Raw genomic sequence first — 24,566 nt, forward strand, 5'->3', positions numbered from 1 at the left:
GTTCCCCTCCTCACCGTGGCCACGGGCTCGGCCGCCACGTTCCGTCGGCGATGATCGCCTTTCCGTTGTGTCCGTCCGGGCCGCGGCGCCGCGGGCTGGGCCGCCGTTTTCCGTTGGTGACGGCGAATTGCTCGATCGGCCTGCCGTTGTGCCCTTCCCGTCGCCGGTGCCGGCCGGCGCGGGCCAGACCGTCGGCTTCACGGCCGGGCCGGATCTCCCGGGCCGGGTTGCCCTCCCACCGGGTGTGCGGCGGTACGTCCTCGCCCTTCATCAGGAAGGAGTCGGCCGCGAGCACCGAACCCTCGCCCATCGTCGCTCCGTAGTGGACCCACGCGCCGACCCCGACGGTGCTGCGCGCGCCGACGACGATGCGGTCGGCCTTGAAGGCACCGTCCTCCTGGGAATGGCATTGCACGTGCGAGCCGACGTTGAGAGTGGCCTCGTCGCCGAACGTCACGAGCGTCTTCTCCGGCATCGCCGCGCCGTCGTCGAACACGCGCTTTCCCACCTTGACCCCGAGCATCCGCCAGGCCAGGTTCTTGAACGGGGTGCCGTTGAGGGCCTGGACGTACACCGTGGACGCCGCCGCCTTCCAGAACCGCTCGTGGCGCCAGAAGCGGCGGTCGTAGATCGAGCAGTACAGCGGCCGCAGCGGGTGGATCACGATGGACGCCCGTTCCACCAGCGTGAAATAGACGGAGCTGAACAGCAGCGCGGCGACCGAGGCCAGCGCCACCGCCGAGACCCCGAAGCGCGGGTAGAGCGCCGCCGAGGCCCAGCCGAGCAACGTGATCCCGCAGAAGTAGAGCCAGCGCACCAGCAGGAACATCACCGCGGTGCCGGCGTTGTGCCGGTTCTTCGCGGCCAGCCGGCGGCGGAACTCGTCGCCGCCGCGCAGGTGGTCGAACTGGTGATCGCGGGCCACCGTGCGCGGGATCTCGAAGCTCGGCGAGCCCAGGAGCCCGACATTCTCACGGACGGGGCCGTCGACGGGCACCAGGACCTTGGTCGCGAGCAGGCAGTTTTCCCCCGTCCGCCCCTGGGAGGGGTAGACGATCACGTTGCCGAGGAAGTTGTGCGCGCCGATGGCCGCCCGGGAAACCTTGAAGGACGTGCTGGAGTAGTCGGCGTTCACGACCGAGAGACCGTCCGCCACCATCGTGCCGCTGCCGACGGAACTCTGGTACGGCGTCTCGTGCTTGATCGCCGTGCCGAAGTTCGAGCCGGTCTGCTCGACGTCGGGCATCCGGTAGCCGAGGTAACGCAGGTAGTGCACGATCGCGGAGCTGTCGCCGAACACGGTCATGAAGAACTTGAGGTTGGTGATCAGCCGGATCGCCCGCAGGATCGAGTAGCGCAGGGTGTACAGGCGGTAGACCTTGTCCGGCTTGAGCGCGAGGCTGAGCACGCGCGGGACGACCGCGATGAAGAGCAGCCCGAGCAACGAGACTCCGAAGAAGATCACGAACGTGACCACCAGCGCGCTGCCGTAGAACGCCCAGCTGCCGAACGAGACCGTGGGGGCCCCGAGCACCGTGCCGAGCCGCGGGACCTTCGCGATGAGCAGGTCCACACCGCCGACCGCCAGCGGCAGGTACACGAGCAGCGTGGTCAGCAGCTGCGAGACGCCGTAGGAGAACCGGCGCACCCGGCCGCAGCGCGCGGGCCCGACCCCGCGGTAGTCCGCCTCCGCGCGCAGCGCCGGCGAACCGTGCCAGCGCTCGCCGGCCGGCACCGCCTGCCCGGGGTGCAGCGACGACACGTGCCCCAGCTGGGAGCCGTCGCCCATCGATGTGCCGATGTCGAGCACCGACAGCTCACCCACGAACACGTCCTTGCCGAGCGTCACCGAACCGGTCTGGAGCACGCCCGCCTCGGCCCGGTAGCCGGTGAAGAACGAGTCCTTCCGGATCACCGAGCCTTCGCCGATCGTGAGCAGGTCGGTGCACACGGGCACATTGCGCGAGAAGATCGCGACGCCCGGGCCGATCTTCGCGCCCAGCGCCTTCAGGTACAGCACGTACAGCGGCGAGCCCAGGAACAGCAGCGCCACCGGATTCCGCTGTACCAGCGTCTTGACGAGCCAGAACCGGAAGTAGGCGGGCGTCCACACACGAATCCGCTGTGGCTTCCACCGGCCGACGAGCACCCACTTCGCCACGACCGGCAGCAGGCACAGCCCGATCAGGCTCGCACCGCCGAACAGCACGAGCCGCAGGTAGACCTCCAGCAGGTTCGCCGAGGCGTACACCCACGAAGCACCGCGTACCACCAGGAGTGCGGCGAGATAGGAATAACCCAGGAAAGTCACGAACTGGAGCAGTCCGCAGAGGACGTACGCGACCGCGCCGGCGCGGGGCCGGTCAGCGGCCTGCGCCGGGGTCTGTTCTGTCTCCTGTTCCCGGGCTTGTGCTTCGGCCTGTTCTCCGGCCTCCGGATCCGCCTCGGCGGGCTCGTCGTCGGTGAGCGCGGTCGCGAGACTCCGCGCGGTCGGGTTGGCGTAGACGTCTTTCATCGACGCCGATGGCACGTCCGCCCGCTTGCGGACCCGCGCACAGAAGTGCGCCATCACCAGCGAGTTCGCGCCCAGGTCGTCGAAGAAGTGGCTCTCGGCCGACACCTGGTCGACCTTCGCCACGTCCGCGAGCACCTCGGTGTAGACGCGCTCGGTGCGATCGGGAGTGATGGCGTGCCGGCCACTCCCCCGTCGAGATTCTGCCCAGTTGCCCGTCAGGAATTCGTCACTTTTCCCCAGGCCCCGGGCTTGGTTCTTCCCACCTGTATTCTCCCGCCTCCACGTCCCCGACCGGCCGGACGTACCGGCATCGTCTCGGGGCCGTTCGCCACCCACTGTAATCCCCACCGGCGTGCCGTCGACCCCGAAACAGTCCTTACGGGCACATTACGTCGCCCGGTCCGGAGTTCTCCCGAGAACGTCTTCCGAGGTAGCGGAGAATTTCGGCGACAACCGGGCCGGACGGGCAGCGGGGCGGACAATCTTTTTGATCCACCAGGTGGTTCGCACACTGTGCCGAGTTCGTCGCGTCGGGTGCAAGATCAGGACCAGGCCTGGCTGGGAAGCGTTTCCCGACCGGGCCGTTACAATGATTCTCGATTTGTTTTTCAAGCGACAACGGCGGTTCGATCATTCACCATCGCGAAGTTGATCTTTACTGTCCGTCACCGACGAGTCTGCGCGAGGAGGAAACGGGGGGCGAAATACTCCAACCCGCCGGAGTCGCGCTATTCGCGGCGTTGCACGAATGTGATCCGAGGCTCTCCCGGGCACCCGGAGAACCCGTTGTGTCCGCCGTGGACACTTGCCTACGAGGTCAACAGCACCACGCGTCCGCGTACCTGGCCGCGTTCCAGGCGGCGGTGGGTGTCCGCGGCGTCCGCGAGGGGTGCGGTGCTCCACCCGGCGAGGGCACAAGGCGCCCGCGGCGAAGCGGGGGTTCAGGGCCGCGGCGGCGTCGGCGAGCTCGGTGACCGTCGCGTTGGAGATGGCGAAGCCGAGGACCGAGCGGTCGTGCATGTACAGCTCGCCGGCCGGCAGCACGGGCCGGCTGCGGGCGCCGGCGAGCAGCACGATGCGGCCGCGCCAGGCCAGCAGGCGCACCGCCGCCTCCCGGTCGTTGCGGCCCGCGGTGTCGACGAAAAGATCGACGGGCCCGACCGACGCGAGCTTGCCGGGCAGCCGCTCGTCACGGTAGTCGAACGCGTCGGCGGCGCCCAGGTCACGGCAGTGGCCGAGGTCGGCGGCCGCCGCCGTCGCGAAGACCCGGGCGCCCGCCGCGGCCGCCAGTTCGATCAGCGCACCGCCGACGTTCCCGCCACCGCCGGCCACCAGCACCGTCTCGCCGGGCAGTACGCGGCCGAAGGTGACCAGGGCGAGGTACGCGGTTGCGGCCGGGTGCGTCATCGCGACGACGGCGAACGGGTCGGCGCCGTCGGGCACGCGGTAGAGCCGGTCGGCGGGCACCACCGCGCGTTCGGCCGCCGCGCCCTGTCGCCCCGCGTGGCCGAGGCTGTTGCACCACACCCACTCACCGGCCCGGAATCCGTGGGCGTCCGCGGCGACGCGGCCGACGAGGTCCCGTCCGAGCACCAGCGGCAGGGGGCCTCCGTCACGTACAGTCCGGAGCGGACAAGGGTGTCGACGGGATTCACCGAGGTCGCAACGACATCCACCGCGACCTCACCCGGGCCGGCCAGGCGCTCGGGCAGCTCGCCGAGGCGGATCTCCGCCACGCCACCGAGCCGTTCGACGTAGGCCGCACGCACTTTTCTCCTTCCGAAGGGGTACCGCTGCCGACGCGGGTCAAGACCGGCTTTCCAGCTCCACAGCTCCGGCGAAGTGGAACGCCGTGATGTCCAGCCGGTGGCGGAGGTAGAACCGGTGCGCGTGGGGGTTGGCGACACCGGAGTCGAGCTCCAGGCGGACGCAGCCGCCTCGCCGGCCCAGTGTCTTCAGCTCGCGCATCAACCGGGCGCCGACGCCGCGTGACCGCGCGGCCTCGTCGGTAACCAGGTCGTCGACGAACAGGACACGGCCCCGGCTGGTGACGAGCGTGCGGTACCCGGCGGCGGCCAGCGGCCGCCCGAACGGCGAGTAGGCGATGAGGTACCGCAGCCCCTGCTCGTGCCCTTCGGTCACGAGCTCCTTGAACTGTTCGCCGGACAACGCGGGCCGCAGCCGCAGCAGCAGCGGCAGCAAGTCCTCCGTCACCCGTGGATCGTCGGCCGGTCCCAGCTCCCGGAAAATCAGCTCGGCTTCGCCCATGCGACCTGCAGCTCCTCGCTCTTCCAGCCCACCCGGCGCCCGGGTGGGGACGTCGAATCCGATCAGTCCCGGCCCGCGAGCTCGAGCTTGTTCGCCAGCAGGGCCGGGTTGGTTAACATGACCTCGTGTGAACCTTCGAGCGTCACCAGCCGGAACGTGCCGAGCCGGCGGGCGTTGGCCAGATAGCCGTGCTCGGGGTCGCCCGGCGGAAGCGCCGAGTCCTCGCCGCACAGGACATAGCTGCGGGGAACGTCGGCCGACGCGTAGAACTTCGTGAGATCCAGCTTCTCCACAGTCGGAACGAGGGGTTCCGGGGTGAGCATCTCGTAGGTCTCCCGGGCGCGGGCCAGATCGGCGTCGCCGATGAACGCGTCGCGCCAGACCTCGAACGGCAGCATCACCGTGTTGTCGCCCGACTGTGCGGCCAGGATCGGGAACAGCTCCTGGTAGGCGGCCGGGGCGTTGTCCAGCACGCGCGTCCCGTTCGCGGGGACGAAGGCGTTCAGGAACACCAGCCGCCGCACCTTGTCGGGCACGCGCTCGGCGACGCGGGCGATGACGCTGCCGCCCCAGCTGTGTCCCACGAGGACGAAGCCGGCGAGGTCGTGCCGATCGACGTAGTCCGTGATCGAGGCCACCCAGCCGTCATGGGTCACCTCCCGCGGCGCCCCGGCGCCGTGGCCGGCGACCGTCGGGCGGTGTACTTCGTGGCCGCGCTCCCGCAGGTACCCGGGGACATCGTCCGACGACGACCCGTCGTGCCAAGAACCGTGCACGAGAACAAAAACTGACACCCCGGCTCCTTCAGCGAATCGCGCGGCTACACGCCGGCTTCGGACGCGGCCTCGGCGAGGCCGTAGTTGCGCAGCCAGCCCTCGCGGACCTCGGCCTCCGGCACGTGATCCACGGTGCAGGCAGCCGACAGCAGCTCGGCCGCCTCGTTGACCGCGATCTTCACGGCTGGTGGCGCAGGTTCTCCACGGTCTGCGGAGACGCGATGTCCATGAAGATCAGGTGTTCGGCGTCGAGCACGCGCACCGAACCCTTGGGCGAGACGTTGGGAGTCCCGTCAGGACGGACGGACGCGACGAACATCAGCTTCGCGGCTTCGATGACGTCGGTCATCTCTTGGCTGATCTTGGGCACAGCAACGCTCCTCATCACGTATCTCTTCGGCCTGCCCGACACTCAACCGCGTGCCGGTTCGGCGAGGGGCGGAATTCTTGTGGGCAGAACCAAGCTAACCGGATTCCGGTGCCGGTACCTGGTCCACTTCCCCACCGGCTCGGTGGACCGGTCGCCGCGGAACCGTTCTGCACACAAGAATTCCGGGCCACGACCGGAGGCCGCGAGGTTGGGGTCCTCGGTCGATGAAGTCTGGATCTGCTACATCCAGGATGTGAACCCTCCAGACCATTCGAAGCCCGACCGACAAGCAATGGCTGCGCCTACTGCGTCGACGTCCACACGCGCGACGCCCGCGAGCACGGCGAAGAGGAGAGCCGGATCGACGCCCTTGCGGTGTCGCGCGAATCGCCGGAGTTCTCCGGCGAGGAACACGCGGCACTCGAACTCGCGGAGGCCATGACGCTCGTGCGCGCCTCGCGCTACGGCATCGGGTTCACCCTCGCGGTGATCGTCCCCGGGCTGTACTCGTTGCTGCTCGTCGGGCTCGGAAAGTCATCCCGTACGAGTACGGCGTGGTGGTCCTGCCGGCCATCGGCGCCGTGTGCGGCGCTGTCCTCGGCGGTGGCGGTGAGGTGGGCGACCCACTCGGGAAGGCGGTCGCGCCGGTACCGGGCGGTGGGCATGGCGGTCGAGATCGCCGCCGGCCGCTGAGCTGGGCGCGCACCGGAGTCGAGACCCCGGTGTACCGCTCCCCCGGCGAACGCGCCGCTGCCATCGAGACCGGCGCCGCCCGCCCCGACCTGCGCCGCTGGGTCGCCGCCTCCGCCGCCGACCTCGCGGAGGCGGCCGGCGCGATGCTCGCCGCCGCGTGGGCGGCCGAGGTCGTCACGGCACAGGGCCGCACCGTCGCCGCCGGGGAGACGGCGTGGCTGCGGGCGCGCGAGACCTGCGTCCACGCCGTCGATCTCGGGGCCGGCACGACGTTCGACGACCTGCCCGACGGGTTCCTCGCGGTGCTGGTCGACGACATCGCCGCGTGGCGCTCGGCCCGGCCGGCACCCGCGATCCGGCTCACCACCCCGTGCACCGACCACGAGATCACCGGCGACGGCACGCCGGTTTCCGTCGACCTGCCGCTCGCGACGGCCGCCGCCTGGCTGGCCGGGCGGCACCACGAGGCCGGTTTGCCCACCCTGCCGAACTGGATGTGAGGAGACGACGATGATCGATTCGATCGTGCCCACCGTTCCCGACGTCGACGCCGACGTCGACGCCGTCGTGGTCGGGGGCGGGATCGGCGGGCTCGGCACCGCGCTGGCACCGGCCCGCTCGGGGCGCGCGGTGCGCGTCCTGGAGCAGGCGGCGGAGTTCGGCGAAGTCGGGGCCGGGCTGCAGATGGCCCCGAACGCGACGCGGGTCCTGCGGGACTGGGACCTGCTCGACGAAGTCGTCGACCACGGCGTCCGCCCGCGGCGGCTCGTCATGCGCGACGCGCTCGACGGCAGCGAGCTCACCCACCTCGACCTCGCGCTCGCCGACGCCGAACGTCGCTACGGCGCGCCGTACGTCGTGATCCACCGCAGCGACCCGCACGCCATCCTCGTGCGGGCCTGCCGCGACGCCGGCGTCGATCTCGTCACCGGCGCGACCGTCACCGGCGTGGAGAACGATCCGGACTGCGCGACGGCCGTCGGCGAGCACCGCCGCGGCACGGGCCACGTCGTGATCGCGGCCGACGGTCTCCGGTTCGGCCTGCGCCGCCGGCTCAGCTCCGACGAACCCGTCAGCTCCGCCTACGTCGCCTACCGCGGCGCCGTCCCGCTCGCCGACCTCCCGGACACCGCCGGCCTCGCCCTCGGGGACGTGACCGTCCACGTCGGACCGGGGTGCCACCTCGTCCGATACCCCCTGCGCCGCGGCGAAATGCTCAACACTGTCGCCGTGTTCCGCTCCCCCGGAGCCTCGCCGGAGAGCACGACTGGGGCACGCCCGACGAGCTCGACACGGCGTTCGCCGCCACGGGTGAGCCGGTCCGCGCCGACCTTCCGCACCCGTGGCGGGACCGCTGGTGGCGCATGTACGACCGCGAGCCGATCGGCACCTGGGTCGACGGCCGCCTCGCCCTCACCGGCGACGCCGCCCACCCCATGCTCCAGTACCTCGCCCAGGGCGCCTGCCAGGCGCTCGAGGACGCCGCCGGGCTCGTCGAGCAAGCCGACAAGCACGTCACCGGATCCGGCACGGACTGGGACCCGGCCTTGCGGGACTATGCCGCGGCCCGGGCCGTGCGCACCGCGCGTGTCCAGCGCACCGCGCGGGACTGGGGCGACCTCTGGCACTGCGACGGCCTGTTCCGCGCCACCCGCAACGCGCTGCTGCGCGACCGCGCCGCGAACGACTACCGCTGGGTGGACTGGCTCTACGGGCGCAACGCGTAGGTGATCCGGCCCGCGCCGGACGAACTCGGCCGGCTCGCCCTGGTTTCGAGACGACAACCGCCGCGACCGGCCACTGTGGACATAGCCACGGCATGGCCGACGTGGCGTCCGAATCGAGAGCTCCTGGAAAGCAAAGCCCCCAACCGGCGAACTCATCACCAACTTCACCGGGGGTTCGAAAGGATTTTTTGCGGCGCCGCAACCACATCGCCTTCCCGAGCCGGCGGCGATCGGTGCGACGACTCCCGTGGTCAGGGACGTGCGCAGCCTGGCAACCGTGCCTAGACTGGGCCGGGCCGGTCGGTGACACAACCTGGAACGAGTGACGACGCCACGGACGCGTGAGGCAGTGGCCGGTCCGCTGCAAGCCAGACCAGGCCCGGACGAAGGGGAACCGGTACGGGCCGCTTGCCGTCGGGCGTCGGTGATGGACCAGAGGTGGTTCCGCACCATGAACGAGGCGCATCGGTTCGATCCGAAGGCGGCGGGCCCCGCCGGCAGCGCCGTGTTCGCGGCCTGGGAGCGGTTCGTGCAGGGCGAGGACCAGGTCCCCGGCGTCCGGCCGGTGGTGGCGATCTCCTGGCACCGGTGCCGGGAGCAGTACCGGGTGGATCCGCACCTGACCGAGGCCCCGGTCGCCGTCGCCGAGCGCAGTCCCACGCCCGAACACGATGTCGTCTTCGCCGAGCTGGGTTTCCGCGCCGCCTCGGTGGCCCACCAGATGGGAAGCCTGCCCGGCGTCGTCAGCGTCACCGACGCGGCCGGACGGATCCTCGGCGACTGGGGCGACCCGGGCACGCTCGCCCGAGCCGCCGACCTCAACCTGGCGCCCTGGTTCTGCTGGTCCGAATGCGCGGCGGGCACGAACGGCATGGGTACGGCGCTCGAGGCGCACGGCCCGGTGCTGATCAGCGGCGCGGAGCACTGGTGCCAGGCGTTCCACAACTGGGTCGGCGCGGGCATCGCGGTGCGTGACGTGGTGACCGGGGAGCCGATCGGCGGCCTGAACCTCTCGTGCTGGCGCAGCCAACTCCCCCCGTCCGCGGGCGGGTGGCTGACGAAGGCGGTCGCCCAGACCCAGAGCGCGCTGAAGCGGCGCGCCCGCGACAGCGGCGCCGAGCTGCTCGCGGCCTACACCCAGGCAAGCGTCCGCTCCAGCACACCGCTCGCCGCGGTCGACACCGCGGGCAAGGCGGTGATCGCGGACGACACGGCGAGTGTGCTCATGGGCGTCCCGGCTTCGACCCCGGCAATCGACTCGACGCTGCGCTGGAACCCCGGGCTCCCGGAACTGATCGCAGCCGCTCGGCACGCCAGCAAGCAGGCAGCCCACAACCCCGACTGGGTCGGCTCGACGCAGATCTTCACCCACCTCGCCGACGAGCCGACCGCGATCAGCATCCGGCCCGTCTTCTCCTCCGCTCGGCTGATCGGGCACCTGGTTTCGTTCGGCGTCTCAAACGGGGTACAGCTGCCCCAGGCGGAGGCGGCCGCGAGCCCTCGCGTGCGGCCGCGCCGGGTGGTCGGGATGCGGGACAGCCGGATGGTGCTGCTGCACCTGCCGGAAGTCTCCTTCGCGGAATCGGAGGGCAACGACGTGTGGCTGTCCACCGCGCAGGGGCGCTTGCGAGCCGCTTCGCCGAGCCTGGACAAGCTCGACACCGAACTGGCGGAGGCCGGCTTTCTGCGGGTGCACCGCCGGTATGTGGTCAACCTCAGCCGCATCCGGGAGATCGAGCGCGGCCACAAGGGCGAGCTGCGGCTCGTCATGGACGGCCGCGCGAACGAGATGGTGCCGGTCTCCCGCCGCAACGCTCCGGCCGTGCGCCGCGCGCTGGATCTCTGAGCTCCCCGCCACCACCGCATCACTCGGAAGGATTCACCGGTGTCCGACAGTCCTGACGCCGTTGTCGGCGAAACGAACGACCGCAGCGCGGGCGGCCTCGGCCTGCCCGGCGCGGCCACGCGCGCCGGGCGCCCGGCCCCGCCCGCGAGCAACCGCGACTGGTGGCCGAGCCGGCTCGACCTGGACATCCTCCGGAAAAACCCCGCCGCGGCCAACCCCTGGGGGCGGGACTTCGACTACGCCGCCGAGTTCCGGACGCTCGACCTCGACGCCCTGGCGAAAGACGTCGACGAGGTCCTGACGACCTCGCAGCCGTGGTGGCCCGCCGACTTCGGCCACTACGGCCCGCTCGTGATCCGGATGGTCTGGCACTGTGCCGGGACCTACCGCATCGACGACGGCCGGGGCGGCGCGGCGACGGGCATGCAGCGCTTCGCCCCGCAGAACAGCTGGCCGGACAACCGCAACCTCGACAAGGCGCGCCGGCTGCTCTGGCCCGTGAAGAAGAAGTACGGGCGCAAGATCTCCTGGGCCGACCTGATGGTCTTCGCCGGCAACCGCGCCCTGGCGACGATGGGCTTCACGACCTTCGGCTTCGCGGGCGGGCGGGCGGACGTCTGGGAGTCCGACGACGATGTCTACTGGGGTCCCGAGCACTTCTGGCTGGGCGACGAGCGCCACGGCGGCGTCCGGGACCTGCAGCGCCCGCTCGCGGCCGCCCAGATGGGGCTGATCTACGTCAACCCGGAGGGACCGCACACCGTCCCGGACCCGCTCACCGCGGCGCGCGACATCCGCGAGACGTTCCACCGCATGGCGATGAACGACGAGGAGACCGTCGCCTTGATCGCGGGCGGGCACACGTTCGGCAAGACCCACGGCGCTGCCGAGCCGGACACCTACCTCGGCCCCGAACCCGAAGGCGCCGCGCTGGAGGAGCAGGGCCTCGGCTGGCGAAGCGGTTACGGCACGGGCACGGGCGCCGACACCATCTCCAGCGGGCTCGAGGGCACATGGACTCCCACCCCGACGAAGTGGGACAACAGCTTCTTCGAGACCCTGTTCGCCTATGAGTGGGACCTCGAGCTCAGCCCCGCCGGTCTGTGGCAATGGATCCCGCGGGGCGGCGGCGGAACCGGAACCGTGCCCGACGCCCACGACCCGGCGAAAACGCACGCGCCGACGATCCTGACGACGGATCTCGCACTGCGGGCGGACCCGGTCTACGAACCGATCTCCCGGCGGTTCCGGGAAAACCCGGACCTGCTCGCGGACACGTTCGCTCGGGCGTGGTTCAAGCTGACCCACCTCGACCTCGGCCCGATCCAGCGTTACCTCGGACCGCTGGTCCCCCGTGAACCCCTGCTCTGGCAAGACCCGATCCCCGCGGTGGACCACGAACTCGTCTCCGCGGCGGACGTCGCAGCGCTCAAGCGCGAGATCCTCGCTTCCGGGCTGTCGGTCTCCGAGCTCGTTTCCACGGCCTGGGCCTCGGCCTCGACGTTCCGCGTCAGCGACAAGCGGGGTGGCGCGAACGGGGCGCGCCTGCGCCTCGAGCCGCAGCGAAGCTGGCCGGTCAACGAGCCCGGCCGGCTCGCGCGGGTGCTGCGCACCCTGGAGGAGATCCAGGAGTCCTTCGCCCGCGCCCGAAACGGGGGCAAGAAGATCTCGCTCGCCGACCTGATCGTGCTCGGCGGGGCCGCCGCCGTCGAACGGGCCGCCGCGAACGCGGGCCACGACGTCGAAGTCCCGTTCGCCCCGGGCCGCATGGACGCGACACAGGAATGGACCGACGTCGAGTCCTTCGCCGCGCTCGAACCGGCCGCGGACGGGTTCCGCAACCACCGGGGGAAAGGTGGCCGGCTGCGGCCGGAGCAGCAGCTGGTCGACCGCGCGAACCTGCTGAGCCTGAACGCGCCGGAGATGACGGTCCTCGTGGGCGGTCTGCGGGTCCTCGGAGCGAACCACCGTCAGTCGCCGCTGGGCGTGCTCACGGCCCGGCCCGGGTCGCTGACCAACGACTTCTTCGTGAACCTTCTCGACACCGGGGTGCAGTGGCAGCCGCGGCCGGGGTCCGGTTCGCTCGCCGAGACCTTCGAGGGCCGCGACCGGAGCACCGGCGGGATCAAGTGGACGGCGAGCCGCGTCGACCTCGTCTTCGGTTCGAACTCCGAACTGCGGGCGCTCGCGGAGGTCTACGCGAGCGATGACGCGGGAGCACACTTCGTGCGTGATTTCGTTGCGGCCTGGGACAAAGTGATGAACCTCGACCGGTACGACCTCCGCTCGTGATCCGGCCGCGTTCTCGGCCGGCCGAGTTTTTCACCGGGGGCCGCCGGCCGGGCTCGGGACAGGTTTCGGGTGAGCCGCCCGCTGCCCGACGGGGCCGAATCGAGTGCGAACGGTCGTCGATTCGAGGTGAACGGCGCGCGCCGGCCCGCACGTCCGCTGCGCTTGTCGGCGTGTTTTCTCCGGCGTAGCGTGCCTATCGAGGGCCGATTTCGGGTCGGACGACGGACGACGCGGGGAAAATTGATCGAATTCTGAATAATTTCCGTGCGGGAATGCGCGTCACCGCGCCCGAGCACCTTCGATGCGACCGATGCGAAGTCGGTACGAAGATCGGGATGAGGAAGGTGAAAGCCGATGACGACAGCGCCAGAACGGACCGACTTGTTCAAAGAGCTCGGGCTGGACGTGCAAAACCACGCAACGCTGGGCCGTGTGCTCGGTACCGGAAAGATCGAGCGAGCCAGCGAGGGATCGGATGGCCGCATGCAGGCCACCATTCGCATCAACGAGGACGAGCTGATGTGGGATCCCTCGATTCTCGTGATGCCCCACGGCGGGGATATCGACCTCGAGCTCATCAACGACGACAAGAACACCCACTGCGCGCTCCTGCCGAGCAATGGCGACCGCAAATTCATCTGGCTGGTGAATCATTCGCGTGGCCGGGCGACGCTCAACCTCGACGGCCCGGGTTACTACTGGTTCTGCTCGCCCACCGGCAACGACGAGGGCCGTGGGCTGACCGGGGCCATCGTCGTCCTGGGCGACGCGCCGCCGGAGGCCCGGTTGGACCGACCCGACCAGCCGCAACCGTAGGAAGGAGGAGGACATGACGACCTCGGAAGACTACGTCGACGCCGGTGAGGCCATCGACCAGGGAAACCTGAGCTACAAGATGCCAGGCGGGGATCTCGCTCCGCCGGTCACGGCCGGCGTGAACTACGAGCGCATCCTCAACGCCCGCAACGAACCGCACAACTGGCTGACCTACTACGGCGCCTACGACGGGCAGCGCTACAGCCCGCTGGACCAGATCAACACCGACAACGTCAAGCGTCTCGCTCCCGCCTGGGTGTTCCAGGCCGGCACGACCGGCCTGATCGCGGGCGCGTCGACCTACTCGTTCGAAGCCGCCCCGATCGTCGTCGACGGGATCATGTTCGTGACCGGCTGGGACGGCTGGATCTGGGCCCTGGACGCGAAAACAGGGGTGGAGATCTGGCGGTACAAGCACGCCGTGCCGTTCGACGTTTCGCTGTGCTGCGGCAACGTCAACCGCGGATGCGCCGTCGCGCAGGGCAAGGTCTTCTTCGTCACGGCGAACGCCCGGCTCCTCGCGCTCGACGCGACCAGTGGGAAAATGGTGTGGACCAAGACCTACGGCGACGTACGGGCCGGTGAGAGCGCCACCGTCGCGCCACTGGTCGTGAAGAACATGGTCATCGTGGGCAGTTCCGGCGGCGAGTTCGGCGTGCGCGGTCACCTCGACGCGTTCGACCTCGAATCCGGCGAGCACCAGTGGCGCTGCTACATGGTGCCGAAGCCCGGGGAACCGGGCTCCGAGACCTGGCCCGCCGACGGCGAAGCCTGGGCGCGCGGCGGTGCGAACTGCTGGCTCACCAGCACGTTCGACCCGGAGACCAACCTGCTCTACGTCGGTACCGGCAACCCGGCGCCCGACTTCGACGGCGAGGTCCGGGAAGGCGACAACCTCTACACCGACAGTATCGTCGCCGTCGACGTGGACAGCGGGCAGATCCGCTGGCACCACCAGTGCACGCCGCACGACCTGTGGGACTACGACAGCATCGCCGAGTGCATCCTGTTCGAGAAGGACGGCCGCAAGCTGCTCGGGCACTTCGACAAGAACGGCTACTTCTACGTTCTCGATCGCACCAACGGCGAGCTGATTCAGGTCACCCCGTTCGTGGACCGCATCACCTGGGGCGCGGTCACTCGCGACGGCCGGGTCACGGCCAAGCTGTACCCCGAGAAGGAGGGCGAACCGGTCCACTTCTACCCGGGTCCGGCCGGCGCGAAGGAATGGACCCACGCGTCCTACAGCCCGAAGACCGGGCTCTTCTACGTCCCGGTCCAGGACACCGGGGCCACGGCCACCCGGCGCCGCCGGGAGTTCAAGGAGAGCATCCCGTATTGGGGCGCCGGGGTTCAGGTGGACGCCGAGGACATGACCGGGTCGGTCAGCGCGTTCGACGGCAACGGCGAGGAGAAGTGGCGCTGGCGCAACGAACTGCCGATGTGCGCCTCGACGCTGGCCACCGGCGGCGACCTGGTGTTCGCCGGCGAAGCCACCGGCGAGTTCAACGCGCTCGACGCGCGCACCGGAGAGCAGCTCTGGCAGTTCCAGTGCGGAAGCGGCCACCACAGCAGCCCGACCACGTACACGGTCGACGGGCGGCAGTACGTCGCCGTGCCCGTCGGCTGGGGCGGGTGGGCCGAGGGATTCCTCCCCGGCATGCTGGGTGCGGGGCACGGAAGCGCCCTGTTCGTCTTCGCCCTCCCGGAATCAACGTGACGCTTCAGGAGAACCCGCCGCGATGCGGGCAGAGGAGGTGAGTCCATGGAGTCTCGACTCGATGTGTGGGAGACGCCCGAGTTCGACGAGATCGGAGTCGCGCCCGAGGTGACCATGTACATCGCTCAGCTGGACGACTAGCTCAGCTGGACGACTAGAGGATGTGGGTGGCGCCGGGCTTCGGCCCGGCGCCCTCCGCCCGCTCGGACGACCACGGACGGAGTGCCGGGATGTGGCTGCGGGTACTGGGCTCGGCTGCGGGAGGCGGCTCCCCGCAGTGGAACTGCGGCTGCCCGGTCTGCACCGCCGTCCGGTCCGGGGCCGGACCCCCGCGCACGCAGTCCTCGGTCGCGGTGAGCGCCGAGGGCCGGTCGTGGTTCCTGATCAACGCCTCGCCCGACGTCCGCACCCAGATCGAGGCGTTCCCCAGGCTGTGGCCGCGAGACGGGGACCGCACCTCACCGCTGGAGGCGGTGCTGCTCACCGATGCCGAGCTGGACCACACCCTGGGGTTGCTGCTGCTGCGCGAGGCCCGCGGTCTGCGGCTGCACGCCACGCCGGCGGTGCACAAGACGTTGCGCGACGGCTCGGGGCTGCTCCGCACGCTGGAGCTCTACTGTCCGGTCGACTGGCGAGCGGTGGTCCCCGGCGCCGACGTGCCGCTGGCCGACGGGCTGTCCTGCCGGGCGTTCGACGTGCCCACCACGAAGCGGGACCGCTTCGGCTCCGGTGCGGACCACGGTCGCGTGGTGGGCTATCGGTTGACCGATGAACGCAGCGGACGGCATCTGGTCTACCTGCCGGGGGTGCAGGCGCTGACCCCGGCGCTGCGCGCGGAGATCGCGGGCTGTGACTGCCTGCTGATCGACGGGACCTGCTGGCGTGACGACGAACTGGTGCGGCTCGGCCTGGCCGGCAAGACGTCGCGCGAGATGGGTCACCAGCCCCTCGACGGCCCGCACGGCACGCTGGCGCAGCTGAAGTCGCTGAACGTCGGGCGGGTGATCTTCGTGCACCTGAACAACACCAACCCCGTCCTGCTGGAAGACACGGCCGAGCGGCGCCGGGTGGCGGCCGCCGGCATGGAGGTGGCCGTGGACGGACTCGAGGTCGAGGTGTAGCGCATGACAACGACAACCGGGATCACCGACGAGTTCGTCGAGACGTTGCGGGCCCACTCGCGCCGCTACCACGACCAGCACCCGTTCCACGTCCGGATGAACGCGGGCCGGCTGAGCCGCGCACAGATCCGGGGCTGGGTGGCCAACCGGTTCTACTACCAGGAGAACATCCCCCGCAAAGACGCCGCGATCCTCGCCAACTGTCCCGATCTCGAAGTCCGCCGCCGCTGGATCCGCCGGATCCTCGACCACGACGGCCGCCACGCCGGGGAGGGCGGTATCGAGGCGTGGCTGCGGCTCGGCGAGGCCGCCGGGCTCACCCGCGAAGAAGTCCTGGACCACCGGCACCTGGTCCCGGGCGTGCGGTTCGCGGTCGACGCCTACGTGAACTTCACCCGGACCCGCCCGTGGGTGGAGGCGGTCGCGTCGTCGCTCACCGAGCTGTTCGCCCCCGACCTGATGGCCGAGCGGCTGGCGGCGTTCGAGCGGTGGTACCCGTGGATCGCGCCCGAGGGCCTCGCCTACTTCCGCGCCCGCCTCGACCAGGCCCCGCGCGACTGCGAGCACGCCCTCGAAGTGGTCACCGCGCACTGCCGGTCCGCCGAGTCCCAGGCCCGCGCCGTCGACGCGCTGTCGTTCAAGTGCGATGTCCTGTGGAGCCTGATGGACGCGATCGATCGAACCTACCCGGAGTGAGCGCCATGGACTCGACGACCCGACCCGAAGTGTCCACGTCGGACCGACCGCGGCTGGCGCGCCACGTCCGGCTGGCGTTCAACCCGGCCCGGCAGCAGCACGTGCTGCAACTGCCCGAGACCGTGGTGGTGCTGAACGCCAGCGGCGCGGCCATCCTCGAGCTGTGCGACGGGCGGCGCACGGTGGCCGAGATCGTGGCCGAGCTGGGCGCGCGGTACGAGAGCGTCCCCGACGACGAGGTGCGGCGGTTCCTGACCCGGCTCGTCGCCCGGCGCTGTGTGGAGCCGGCCGATGGATAGCCCCTTCGGACTGCTGGCCGAGCTCACCTACCGCTGCCCACTGGCCTGCTCGTACTGCTCCAACCCGCTGAACCTCGCCGACTACACCGACGAGCTGGCGACGGTCGAGTGGCGGCGTGTGCTGGCCGAAGCGGCTGAGCTGGGGGTGCTGCAGTGTCACCTGTCCGGCGGGGAACCGTTGCTGCGCCGCGACTTGGTGGAGATCGTGGCACAGGCCCACGAGCTCGGCCTCTACACCAACCTCGTGACCAGCGCACTCGGGCTCTCGCGGCCGAGAGCGGAGCAACTGCGGGCCGCCGGTCTGGACCACGTGCAGATCAGCGTCCAGGCCGATGAACCCGCGGTGTCCGACCGGATCGCCGGGACCCCGTCCTTCGGCCGCAAGATCGAGGCCATGGGCGTGGTCAAGGAACTGGGGTGGCCGCTCACCGTGAACGTGGTGCTGCACCGGCAGAACATCGACCGCGTCGCCGACGTGCTCGATCTGGCCGAACAGGTGGGCGCCGACCGGGTGGAGCTGGCCAACACCCAGTACTACGGCTGGGCGTTGCGCAACCGGGCCGCGCTGCTGCCGAGCCGGGACCAGCTCGACGCGGCCGAGGTCGTCGTGCGGGCCGCCCGCGAGCGGCTGCGGGATCGCATGGACGTCCTCTACGTCCTGCCCGACTACTACAGCCGCTATCCGAAGCCCTGCATGGGCGGCTGGGCGTCCCGCCAGCTGACCGTGACGCCGAACGGCGACGTCCTGCCGTGCCCCGCCGCCCAATCCCTGCCGTTGCCGCGGGCGAGCGTGCGGGAGGACTCGCTGGCGCGGATCTGGGCCGAGGCCCCCGTGATGACCGCGTTCCGGGGGACGGACTGGATGCCGGATCCCTGCCGCGGCTGCGATCGGCGGGAACTGGACTTCGGCGGCTGCCGCTGCCAGGCGTTCCAGCTCACCGGCGACGCGGCACGCACCGACCCGGTGTGCCACCTCTCGCCCGACCACGACCTCGTGGCCCGGGTGGTCGAGACCGCGAACGCCGATTCGCGGACCGATCTTCCGTTGCTCCCCCGGCCGCACCGCGCCGGCCGTGCCCGCTCGTGACGCTCAATCCGTTTCGATCGGTGCTCCGCCGAACACGGTGAAGCTGACGGCCCAGTAGGCGATGTAGAGCGCGAGCAGCACGAACCCGTGCCAGCGCCGGAGCCGGCGGGTGGCGAGGAAGTACGCCGCGAGCGCGGTCATGCCGACGAGGACCGGGAGGTGCCAGGAAAGCACGTTCCCGTCGACGTCGATGCTGCCGCCGGCGAGCAGGATTATGCCGAGCTTCGCGGTCACGCCGAAGACGACGCTGCCGATGACGTTGCCGACCCCGAGCTCGGGCGCGCCTTTGCGGGTGGGTTCGACGGTCAGGAAGATGTCTTCGAGCGTGAGCACGAGGGTGGCGATCGTCGCGCCGAAGAGCGCACCCTGGATGTGGTAATCCTCCAGGATGCCCTTGGTGCCGTAGCTGGTGATGGCGGCGCCGGCGACGAGGCCCGCCAGCGCCAGCACGGCCAGCGCGATCGCGGCCCAGCCGGGAATCGGGCGCTCCTTGTCGAACGGCATCGTCACGACGAACGGCGGCTTGTCGGTGGGCACGTCGGCGGGGCTTCGCGGCGTCGCGTCGCCGGTCGCGCTCGTACTGGGTCCCGCCCCGACTTCCAGCTTCTCGAGGATCTCGGCGTTGCGGAAGACCGGCGTGCTCCGCTTGAGCTCCCGGGTGGCCACGTAGCCGATGAAGAGCACGAACAGCAGCACGAGCACCACACCGTAGATCGGCGTGAGCGGCGCGAAGACGATGAACGGGATCAGCACCAACGGCGAGGCGGCGAACAGCACGAGGTAGGGGCGCGGAATGTTCACCTTCGTCGGCGAAACGATCGCAGCCAGGGCGAGCACTATTCCGATCATCGAGATGGCCGTGCCGAATACGGTCCCGAGCGCGACGTCACCGAGATCTTCCACGTTCAGCGCCACTCCGAGCGCGACGTCGTCGAATTCGATCCCGGTGAAGACGATCGCGAGCAGGAATATGGAGACACGCAGGCCGGCCGCCGCACCGACGAGGTAGGTGATCAGCTTCTCCGCGCTGTAGATCAGCAATGCCGCACCAGCGAAGAAAATCACTATCGACATAGTACCGGCGTTCCTTTCCGAGAGGGCCGAAAAGGTCAGTGCTCGGGTCGACCGACAGCCAGTCACTGCCCCCGGCATCCGATCGTCGCAGGTCGCCGTCGATTCGGCTATGCCCACTCACCCCCGTGAAATTGTGGGGACCAATGTGCCCGTTCGGCGGCGGAATTCACCGGATTCCGCTGTCGCCGGCCGCATTGTCGATGGGGCCGCCAGGACCCGCGTTCCCTGGTGGCAGGATGCGGGCATGCGAGTGACGCGCTACGACGCGGCCCAAGAGGTTCGGCGGGGGCGGGTGGACACGAACACCGTGGCCCGCCTCGACGAGGTCGGCGGGTTCGCCGAGGTGCTCGACGTGCTGGCTCAACTGCGGGGCGAGGACACGGCCGCGCGGGTGCTGTGCACGCTCGACGACGTCGACCAGTGCCTGTACACGAACCTGCACGCGACAGAAGACGAACGGCTCTGGTTCGACGACGGCGAAGACGAGGACCCGGCGCTGCGGCGGAAGGCGGACGACGCGCGGGCGGCACACGTCGCGGCGGCGCTCGAGGGGTCGCGGGTGGCATGGGAGGAGCTGCCGGGGCAGCGCATGGGCGGCGAGGTCGACGTCGCGGCGCTGGTGGCGGTGAACCGGGCGCCGGACGGGTTCCTGGACGACGTCGTGCTCGTGCAGCGGGTGCCCGTGGCGCGCGACGACCTGGCCATCGCGGGGATCCCGAACGGCTACTTCACCTCCGACTGGAGCGTGTTCCAGAACCACGCGATCGTCCGGCGGATGGCGACGCACGGCTATCGCCACTTCGGGATCGGGGCCTCGCTGCTCGGGTTCGATCGCCCGATCGCCCCCTCGGCCGAGGAGGCGCGGGCGGTCGTCGCCGACCTGACGCACCTCTACGGAGCACCCGGCGTGGCCGCGTGGGACGAGCTCGCCCGGCTGCTGCCGGAGCGCAGCCTGCTGCTGCTCGGCTACACCGAGAACTCCCCTGACCTGGTCGACTAGCTCGTCTGAACCTTCGCGCGCGCCCGGGCCCGCGGGCGGACCGTGAAACCGCTCGGCTTGAGTGTCAGGGACTCCGCGATCTTCAGCTCATACGCCGGATCGGCCTCGAAGTCGTAGCGCTGCAACACCATGCCGAGCGCCAGCACCGCTTCGTGCAGCGCGAACTGCCGGCCGACGCACGCGCGCTCCCCCGTGCCGAACGGTTTGTACGCCTGCGCCGGGCGTTTCTTCACCGCGGCGGGCTCGAAGCGGTCCGGGTCGAACTTCTCCGGGTCCGGCCCCCACACCGCCGGGTCGCGGTGGACCAGCGGCAGCGGCACGATCACCCAGTCGCCCTTGCGCATCCGGTACTTGCCGCCGAGCAGCACGTCTTCGCGGGCCTCGCGCGAGTAGCCGGGCGCGGTCGGCCAGAGGCGCATGGCCTCGTCGAGCACGCGGCGCACGTAACGCAGCTTCGCGACGTCGCCGAACCCCGGCTCGCGATCGCCCCACACCGCGTCGACCTCGGCGCGCGCCTTCGCCAGCACCTCGGGGTTGCGCGTGAGGTAGTACAGCGCGAACGACAGCGCGCCGGACGTCGTCTCGTGGCCCGCGACGACGAACGTGATGGCCTGGTTGCGGATGTTCACCGGGTCCAGGCGCTCGCCCGTCATCGGGTGGCCCTCGGTGAGCATCAGCCCGAGCAGGTCGCGGCTCTCGCCCCCTTCGCGGCGGCGGGCCTCGATGACCTCGTCGACGAGGTTGTTCATCGTCGCGATGTCGGCCTGGTTCTGCGCGGGCGACCCGGCGAACGCGCGCCGCACGAACGGGAGCTTCACGTTCTGCAGCTGCGCGAACCGCAGCGCACGGATCATCGCCGTGACGAAGGGGTGCGGCTCGGTGCGCTCGAACGAGCCGAACCGGTAGCCGAAGCCGGCGCGCCCGATCGTCTCCAGGGTCAGCCGGGTCATGTCGGCGGCGACGTCCACCGGGCCGCTCGCGCGGTCCCACGCGTCGGTCAGCTCGTGCGCGACCTCCAGCATCACCGGGTGATAGCGGCGCATCGCGTCGGCGGAGAACGCCGGCTGCAGGATGTCGTGGGCCAGCCGCCAGTTCGGCTCGTGCGTGTGGGCGGTGAACAGCCCGTCGCCCGCCACCGCGCGCAGGTTCTCGATGCCGAGACCGACGTGCTTGCCGAACTTCGTCTCGTCGTTGAGCTGCGTGACCACGTCGACGCCGCCGGCGAAGACGATCTCGAACCCGAAGATCTTGCGCGTGAAGATGGGCCCGACCTGCTGCCCGACGCGCAAGGTGTCTTGCAGCGGCGTGCGCGGGTTCGACCCGAGCAGGTCGCCGATCACCGGCAGCCGGCCCGGCCGGTGCGGAATCCCGGTGGTGTCCACGTTCGCTCCCCTATTGAACCCAGATCCAATAACGTCACGATCCCCCGCTACTGAACCCGTGTCAAGTAAGCTCGCGTGATGCGGACACGGCTGAGCACGCAGCAGCGGCGCGAGCAGCTCCTGGGCATCGGCGCCGGACTGTTCGCGAACCGGCCGTACGACGACGTGTGGATCGAGGAGGTCGCGGAGATCGCCCAGGTCTCGCGCGGCCTGCTGTACCACTACTTCCCCACGAAAAAGGACTTCTTCGCCGAGATCGTCCGCCGGCAGCGCGACCAGTTGCTGGCGATGAGCGAGCCCGACCCGGAGCTGCCGGTGACCGAGCAGCTGCGCGCCGGGCTCGACGTCTACCTCGAGTTCGCCCGCACCCACCCCGATGGCTACCGCATCGTGCACCGCTCCGCCGGCGACGCCGACCGCGAGATCCGGGAAATCCGCGAAGCCGGGATGGCCGCGAACACCGAGCGCATCCTGGCCGCGATCAGCGTGCTGCGACCGGTCACCGACACCACGCGGCTGGCCGTGCGCGGCTGGCTGGCCTTCGTGTCCACCCTGATCCTCGACTGGCTCGACCAACCGAAGGTCACCCACGAGGAACTGCGCGACATCTGCGTGCGGACTCTGTTCGCGGCGGTCGACGTCACCGTGTGACGGGGCGGGTCATTCCCGCAGCCGCACCCGGGCCCAGCTCGCCGGCGATGATCTGTTCCTTGATCCGCCGATGGCACTCGTCGACGAGCGAGGGCAGGGTGATGCGGTCGAAACCCCGGGACTCCGCGATCGACATCGTGACGGTTTCGTCGACAGCCGGCAGAAATCGCGGTGGCGGGTCAGACCTCCTTCTGGTGCCCGGTCAGCGTGATGTGGCCTTCGGCGCGGATCCGCTCGACCATGTGCGGGTAATGGAGCTCGAACGCGGGGCGCTCGGATCGGATCCGGGGCAGCTCGGTGAAGTTGTGCCGCGGCGGCGGGCACGACGTGGCCCATTCCAGGGAGTTGCCGTAGCCCCACGGATCGTCGACCGTGACGATCTCGCCGTAGCGGTAGCTCTTGAACACGTTCCACAGGAACGGCAGCATCGAGGCGCCGAGGAGGTACGCGCTGATCGTCGAGACGGTGTTGAGCACGGTGAAGCCGTCCGTGGACAGGTAGTCGGCGTAGCGGCGCGGCATGCCTTCGGCGCCGAGCCAGTGCTGGACCAGGAACGTGCCGTGGAAGCCGATGAAGGTGGTCCAGAAGTGCCACTTGCCGAGCTTCTCGTCCATCATCCGCCCGGTGAACTTGGGGAACCAGAAGTAGATGCCGGCGAAGGTGGCGAACACAATCGTGCCGTAGAGGACGTAATGGAAGTGCGCCACGACGAAATACGTGTCGGACACGTGGAAGTCGATCGGGGGCGCGGCCAGCATCACGCCGGTCAGACCACCGAACAGGAACGTGACGATGAAGCCCATCGAGAAGATCATCGGCGTCTCGAAGGAGAGCTGACCCTTCCACATCGTGCCGATCCAGTTGAAGAACTTCACGCCCGTGGGCACGGCGATCAGGAACGTCATGAACGAGAAGAACGGCAGCAGCACCGCGCCCGTGGCGTACATGTGGTGCGCCCACACCGCGGCCGAGAGCGCCGAGATGGCGATGGTCGCGAAGATCAGGCCGCGGTAGCCGAAGATCGGTTTCCGGCTGAACACCGGGAAGATCTCCGACACGATCCCGAAGAACGGCAGCGCGACGATGTACACCTCGGGGTGGCCGAAGAACCAGAACAGGTGTTGCCACAGGATCACCCCGCCGTTGGCCGGGTCGAACACGTGCGCGCCCAGGTGCCGGTCCGCCAGCAGCCCGAGCAACGCGGAGGTGAGGATCGGGAACGCGACGAGGATCAGGATGCTCGTGATGAGGATGTTCCAGGTGAAGATCGGCATCCGGAACATTGTCATTCCCGGCGCGCGCAGGCAGACCACCGTGGTGACCATGTTGACGGCGCCGAGGATCGTGCCCAGGCCGCCCACCACCAGCCCGGCGAGCCACAGATCGGCACCGACACCCGGCGAGTGGATCGCGTCCGACAGTGGCGTGTAGGCGAACCAGCCGAAGTCGGCCGCGCCGCCGGGGGTCAGGAATCCGGAAAGGACGATCAGGCTCCCGAAGAGGAAAAGCCAGTAGGAGAAGGCATTCAGCCGGGGAAAGGCGACGTCGGGCGACCCGATCTGCAGCGGCAGCACGAAGTTCGCGAACCCGAACAGCACCGGGGTCGCGTACAGCAGCAGCATCACGGTGCCGTGCATGGTGAACAGCTGGTTGTACTGCTCCTGCGACAGGAACTGCAGCCCGGGCCGGGCGAGCTCGGAGCGCATCAGCATCGCCATCGCGCCGCCAATGAGGAAGAACCCCATCGAGGTGACGAGGTACATGATGCCGAGCTGCTTGTGGTCCGTCGTGCGCAGCAGCCGGACGACCAGCGAACCCCGGGGCGAGTCCCGGCGCGGGTGAGCGCGGACCGCCACGGAAACCGGGACCACGCGCGCGGGCGAATCGGTGCTCATGACAGGCTCCTGACCAGGTCTTGGACCGACACGCGCTGCCCGGTGAGCGCGGCGGCCCCCCGGTCGCGCCCTGACGCCGCCGGGACGGCCGCGAAGACCGACCACATCGTGTAGGCCTGCCCGGGTTCGCGGGCGTTCATCGCGGCAGGACGGTGAACGCGACCGTCAGCACGAAGACCAGTGCGCCCATCGCCAGCAGCGCCAAAGCGATCCTCCGCGCCCCGGCGCCGGGCGGCCCCGCCACCTCGCGGCTCGGCTCCGGAATGAACTCGTCCATCACCACTCCTTTACTTACGCCTGACCGCCCGGATGGATAATACGCTGATAATTAGCACACT

Annotated in this window: 25 protein-coding genes and 1 pseudogene; 15 read left to right on the forward strand and 11 right to left on the reverse strand. The window is 69.9% G+C overall.

All coding sequences use genetic code 11. The annotated features are described in order from the left end of the window. Positions 1-10: 10 nt before the first annotated feature. From QRX50_RS38075 to QRX50_RS38100, 6 genes are all read right to left on the reverse strand, one after another. On the reverse strand, positions 11-2,734 hold the full coding sequence (locus QRX50_RS38075) for a Pls/PosA family non-ribosomal peptide synthetase (RefSeq protein WP_353074192.1): 2,724 nt from the start codon (positions 2,732-2,734) through the stop codon (positions 11-13). 411 nt (positions 2,735-3,145) lie between these two features. Then, positions 3,146-4,108, reverse strand: a complete 963-nt coding sequence (locus QRX50_RS38080; protein ID WP_285967910.1) for a zinc-binding dehydrogenase — start codon at positions 4,106-4,108, stop codon at positions 3,146-3,148. 213 nt (positions 4,109-4,321) lie between these two features. Continuing rightward, a complete protein-coding gene (locus QRX50_RS38085; RefSeq protein ID WP_285967911.1) occupies positions 4,322-4,783 on the reverse strand; it encodes a GNAT family N-acetyltransferase in 462 nt (153 codons plus the stop codon). Between the two features lie 62 nt (positions 4,784-4,845). Next, the gene (locus tag QRX50_RS38090; RefSeq protein ID WP_285967912.1) at positions 4,846-5,577 is read right to left on the reverse strand and encodes an alpha/beta fold hydrolase; all 732 of its coding nucleotides are present in this window, start codon (positions 5,575-5,577) and stop codon (positions 4,846-4,848) included. Between the two features lie 26 nt (positions 5,578-5,603). Then, positions 5,604-5,741: a hypothetical protein gene (locus QRX50_RS38095; protein WP_285967913.1), complete on the reverse strand. Its 138-nt coding sequence runs from the start codon at positions 5,739-5,741 to the stop codon at positions 5,604-5,606. Next, a complete protein-coding gene (locus QRX50_RS38100) occupies positions 5,738-5,929 on the reverse strand; it encodes a pyridoxamine 5'-phosphate oxidase family protein (protein ID WP_285967914.1) in 192 nt (63 codons plus the stop codon). Before QRX50_RS38100 ends, QRX50_RS38095 begins: the two co-directional genes overlap by 4 nt. Positions 5,930-6,166: 237 nt before the next feature. Here QRX50_RS38100 and QRX50_RS38105 point away from each other — a divergent pair, with 237 nt between their 5' ends. The 13 genes and pseudogenes from QRX50_RS38105 (at position 6,167) to pqqE (ending at position 18,226) form a co-directional block, all read left to right on the forward strand. After that, positions 6,167-6,622, forward strand: a complete 456-nt coding sequence (locus tag QRX50_RS38105; protein ID WP_285974669.1) for a carboxymuconolactone decarboxylase family protein — start codon at positions 6,167-6,169, stop codon at positions 6,620-6,622. Positions 6,623-6,651: 29 nt separating this feature from the next. After that, positions 6,652-7,122, forward strand: a complete 471-nt coding sequence (locus tag QRX50_RS38110) for a maleylpyruvate isomerase N-terminal domain-containing protein (RefSeq protein ID WP_285967915.1) — start codon at positions 6,652-6,654, stop codon at positions 7,120-7,122. Positions 7,123-7,132: 10 nt separating this feature from the next. Then, a pseudogene (locus QRX50_RS38115) lies at positions 7,133-7,627 on the forward strand (FAD-dependent monooxygenase); the annotation flags it as partial. A gap of 170 nt (positions 7,628-7,797) precedes the next feature. Next, the gene (locus tag QRX50_RS38120) at positions 7,798-8,349 is read left to right on the forward strand and encodes an FAD-dependent monooxygenase (protein ID WP_353074043.1); all 552 of its coding nucleotides are present in this window, start codon (positions 7,798-7,800) and stop codon (positions 8,347-8,349) included. A 451-nt stretch (positions 8,350-8,800) separates the two neighbouring features. After that, a complete protein-coding gene (locus QRX50_RS38125) occupies positions 8,801-10,195 on the forward strand; it encodes a DNA-binding protein (protein WP_285967916.1) in 1,395 nt (464 codons plus the stop codon). A gap of 39 nt (positions 10,196-10,234) precedes the next feature. Then, a complete protein-coding gene (gene katG, locus QRX50_RS38130) occupies positions 10,235-12,487 on the forward strand; it encodes a catalase/peroxidase HPI (RefSeq protein ID WP_285967917.1) in 2,253 nt (750 codons plus the stop codon). A gap of 354 nt (positions 12,488-12,841) precedes the next feature. Continuing rightward, positions 12,842-13,303 (forward strand): MSMEG_3727 family PQQ-associated protein, encoded by a 462-nt coding sequence (locus QRX50_RS38135; protein WP_285967918.1) that lies wholly within the window; start codon positions 12,842-12,844, stop codon positions 13,301-13,303. Positions 13,304-13,316: 13 nt separating this feature from the next. After that, on the forward strand, positions 13,317-15,023 hold the full coding sequence (locus QRX50_RS38140; protein ID WP_285967919.1) for a PQQ-dependent dehydrogenase, methanol/ethanol family: 1,707 nt from the start codon (positions 13,317-13,319) through the stop codon (positions 15,021-15,023). A gap of 45 nt (positions 15,024-15,068) precedes the next feature. Further along, positions 15,069-15,164 carry a pyrroloquinoline quinone precursor peptide PqqA gene (pqqA, locus tag QRX50_RS38145; RefSeq protein WP_220239625.1) on the forward strand — a complete coding sequence of 32 codons (96 nt, stop codon included), beginning with the start codon at positions 15,069-15,071 and terminating at the stop codon, positions 15,162-15,164. Positions 15,165-15,253: 89 nt separating this feature from the next. Then, positions 15,254-16,144: a pyrroloquinoline quinone biosynthesis protein PqqB gene (pqqB, locus tag QRX50_RS38150; RefSeq protein ID WP_285967920.1), complete on the forward strand. Its 891-nt coding sequence runs from the start codon at positions 15,254-15,256 to the stop codon at positions 16,142-16,144. Between the two features lie 3 nt (positions 16,145-16,147). Beyond that, a complete protein-coding gene (gene pqqC, locus QRX50_RS38155) occupies positions 16,148-16,840 on the forward strand; it encodes a pyrroloquinoline-quinone synthase PqqC (RefSeq protein ID WP_285967921.1) in 693 nt (230 codons plus the stop codon). A gap of 5 nt (positions 16,841-16,845) precedes the next feature. Beyond that, complete coding sequence (gene pqqD, locus QRX50_RS38160) at positions 16,846-17,139, forward strand: pyrroloquinoline quinone biosynthesis peptide chaperone PqqD (RefSeq protein WP_285967922.1); 294 nt, start codon at positions 16,846-16,848, stop codon at positions 17,137-17,139. Next, the gene (gene pqqE / locus QRX50_RS38165) at positions 17,132-18,226 is read left to right on the forward strand and encodes a pyrroloquinoline quinone biosynthesis protein PqqE (protein ID WP_285967923.1); all 1,095 of its coding nucleotides are present in this window, start codon (positions 17,132-17,134) and stop codon (positions 18,224-18,226) included. The genes pqqD and pqqE overlap by 8 nt, the downstream gene beginning before the upstream one ends. 3 nt (positions 18,227-18,229) lie before the next feature. Here pqqE and QRX50_RS38170 read toward each other — a convergent pair whose 3' ends face one another. Further along, a complete protein-coding gene (locus QRX50_RS38170; protein WP_285967924.1) occupies positions 18,230-19,417 on the reverse strand; it encodes a sodium:calcium antiporter in 1,188 nt (395 codons plus the stop codon). 127 nt (positions 19,418-19,544) lie between these two features. Here QRX50_RS38170 and QRX50_RS38175 point away from each other — a divergent pair, with 127 nt between their 5' ends. After that, entirely contained in the window at positions 19,545-20,300 is a 756-nt protein-coding gene (locus QRX50_RS38175; RefSeq protein WP_285967925.1) for a hypothetical protein, read from the forward strand. Here the strand turns inward: QRX50_RS38175 and QRX50_RS38180 are convergent. Continuing rightward, positions 20,297-21,682, reverse strand: a complete 1,386-nt coding sequence (locus tag QRX50_RS38180; RefSeq protein WP_285967926.1) for a cytochrome P450 — start codon at positions 21,680-21,682, stop codon at positions 20,297-20,299. The two genes, QRX50_RS38175 and QRX50_RS38180, sit on opposite strands and share 4 nt — an antisense overlap. A gap of 78 nt (positions 21,683-21,760) precedes the next feature. Between QRX50_RS38180 and QRX50_RS38185 the strand changes: the two genes are divergently transcribed. Then, positions 21,761-22,333, forward strand: a complete 573-nt coding sequence (locus QRX50_RS38185; RefSeq protein WP_285967927.1) for a TetR/AcrR family transcriptional regulator — start codon at positions 21,761-21,763, stop codon at positions 22,331-22,333. Here QRX50_RS38185 and QRX50_RS38190 read toward each other — a convergent pair. The 3 genes from QRX50_RS38190 to QRX50_RS38200 form a co-directional block, all read right to left on the reverse strand. After that, positions 22,323-22,469: a hypothetical protein gene (locus QRX50_RS38190; protein WP_285967928.1), complete on the reverse strand. Its 147-nt coding sequence runs from the start codon at positions 22,467-22,469 to the stop codon at positions 22,323-22,325. The two genes, QRX50_RS38185 and QRX50_RS38190, sit on opposite strands and share 11 nt — an antisense overlap. 43 nt (positions 22,470-22,512) lie before the next feature. Beyond that, positions 22,513-24,228 carry an aa3-type cytochrome oxidase subunit I gene (gene ctaD / locus QRX50_RS38195; RefSeq protein WP_285967929.1) on the reverse strand — a complete coding sequence of 572 codons (1,716 nt, stop codon included), beginning with the start codon at positions 24,226-24,228 and terminating at the stop codon, positions 22,513-22,515. Between the two features lie 136 nt (positions 24,229-24,364). Beyond that, a complete protein-coding gene (locus tag QRX50_RS38200) occupies positions 24,365-24,505 on the reverse strand; it encodes a hypothetical protein (RefSeq protein ID WP_285967930.1) in 141 nt (46 codons plus the stop codon). Positions 24,506-24,566 lie beyond the last annotated feature (61 nt).

Origin of the sequence: Amycolatopsis sp. 2-15 (genome assembly GCF_030285625.1) — a bacterium.
Lineage (GTDB): Bacteria > Actinomycetota > Actinomycetes > Mycobacteriales > Pseudonocardiaceae > Amycolatopsis > Amycolatopsis carbonis.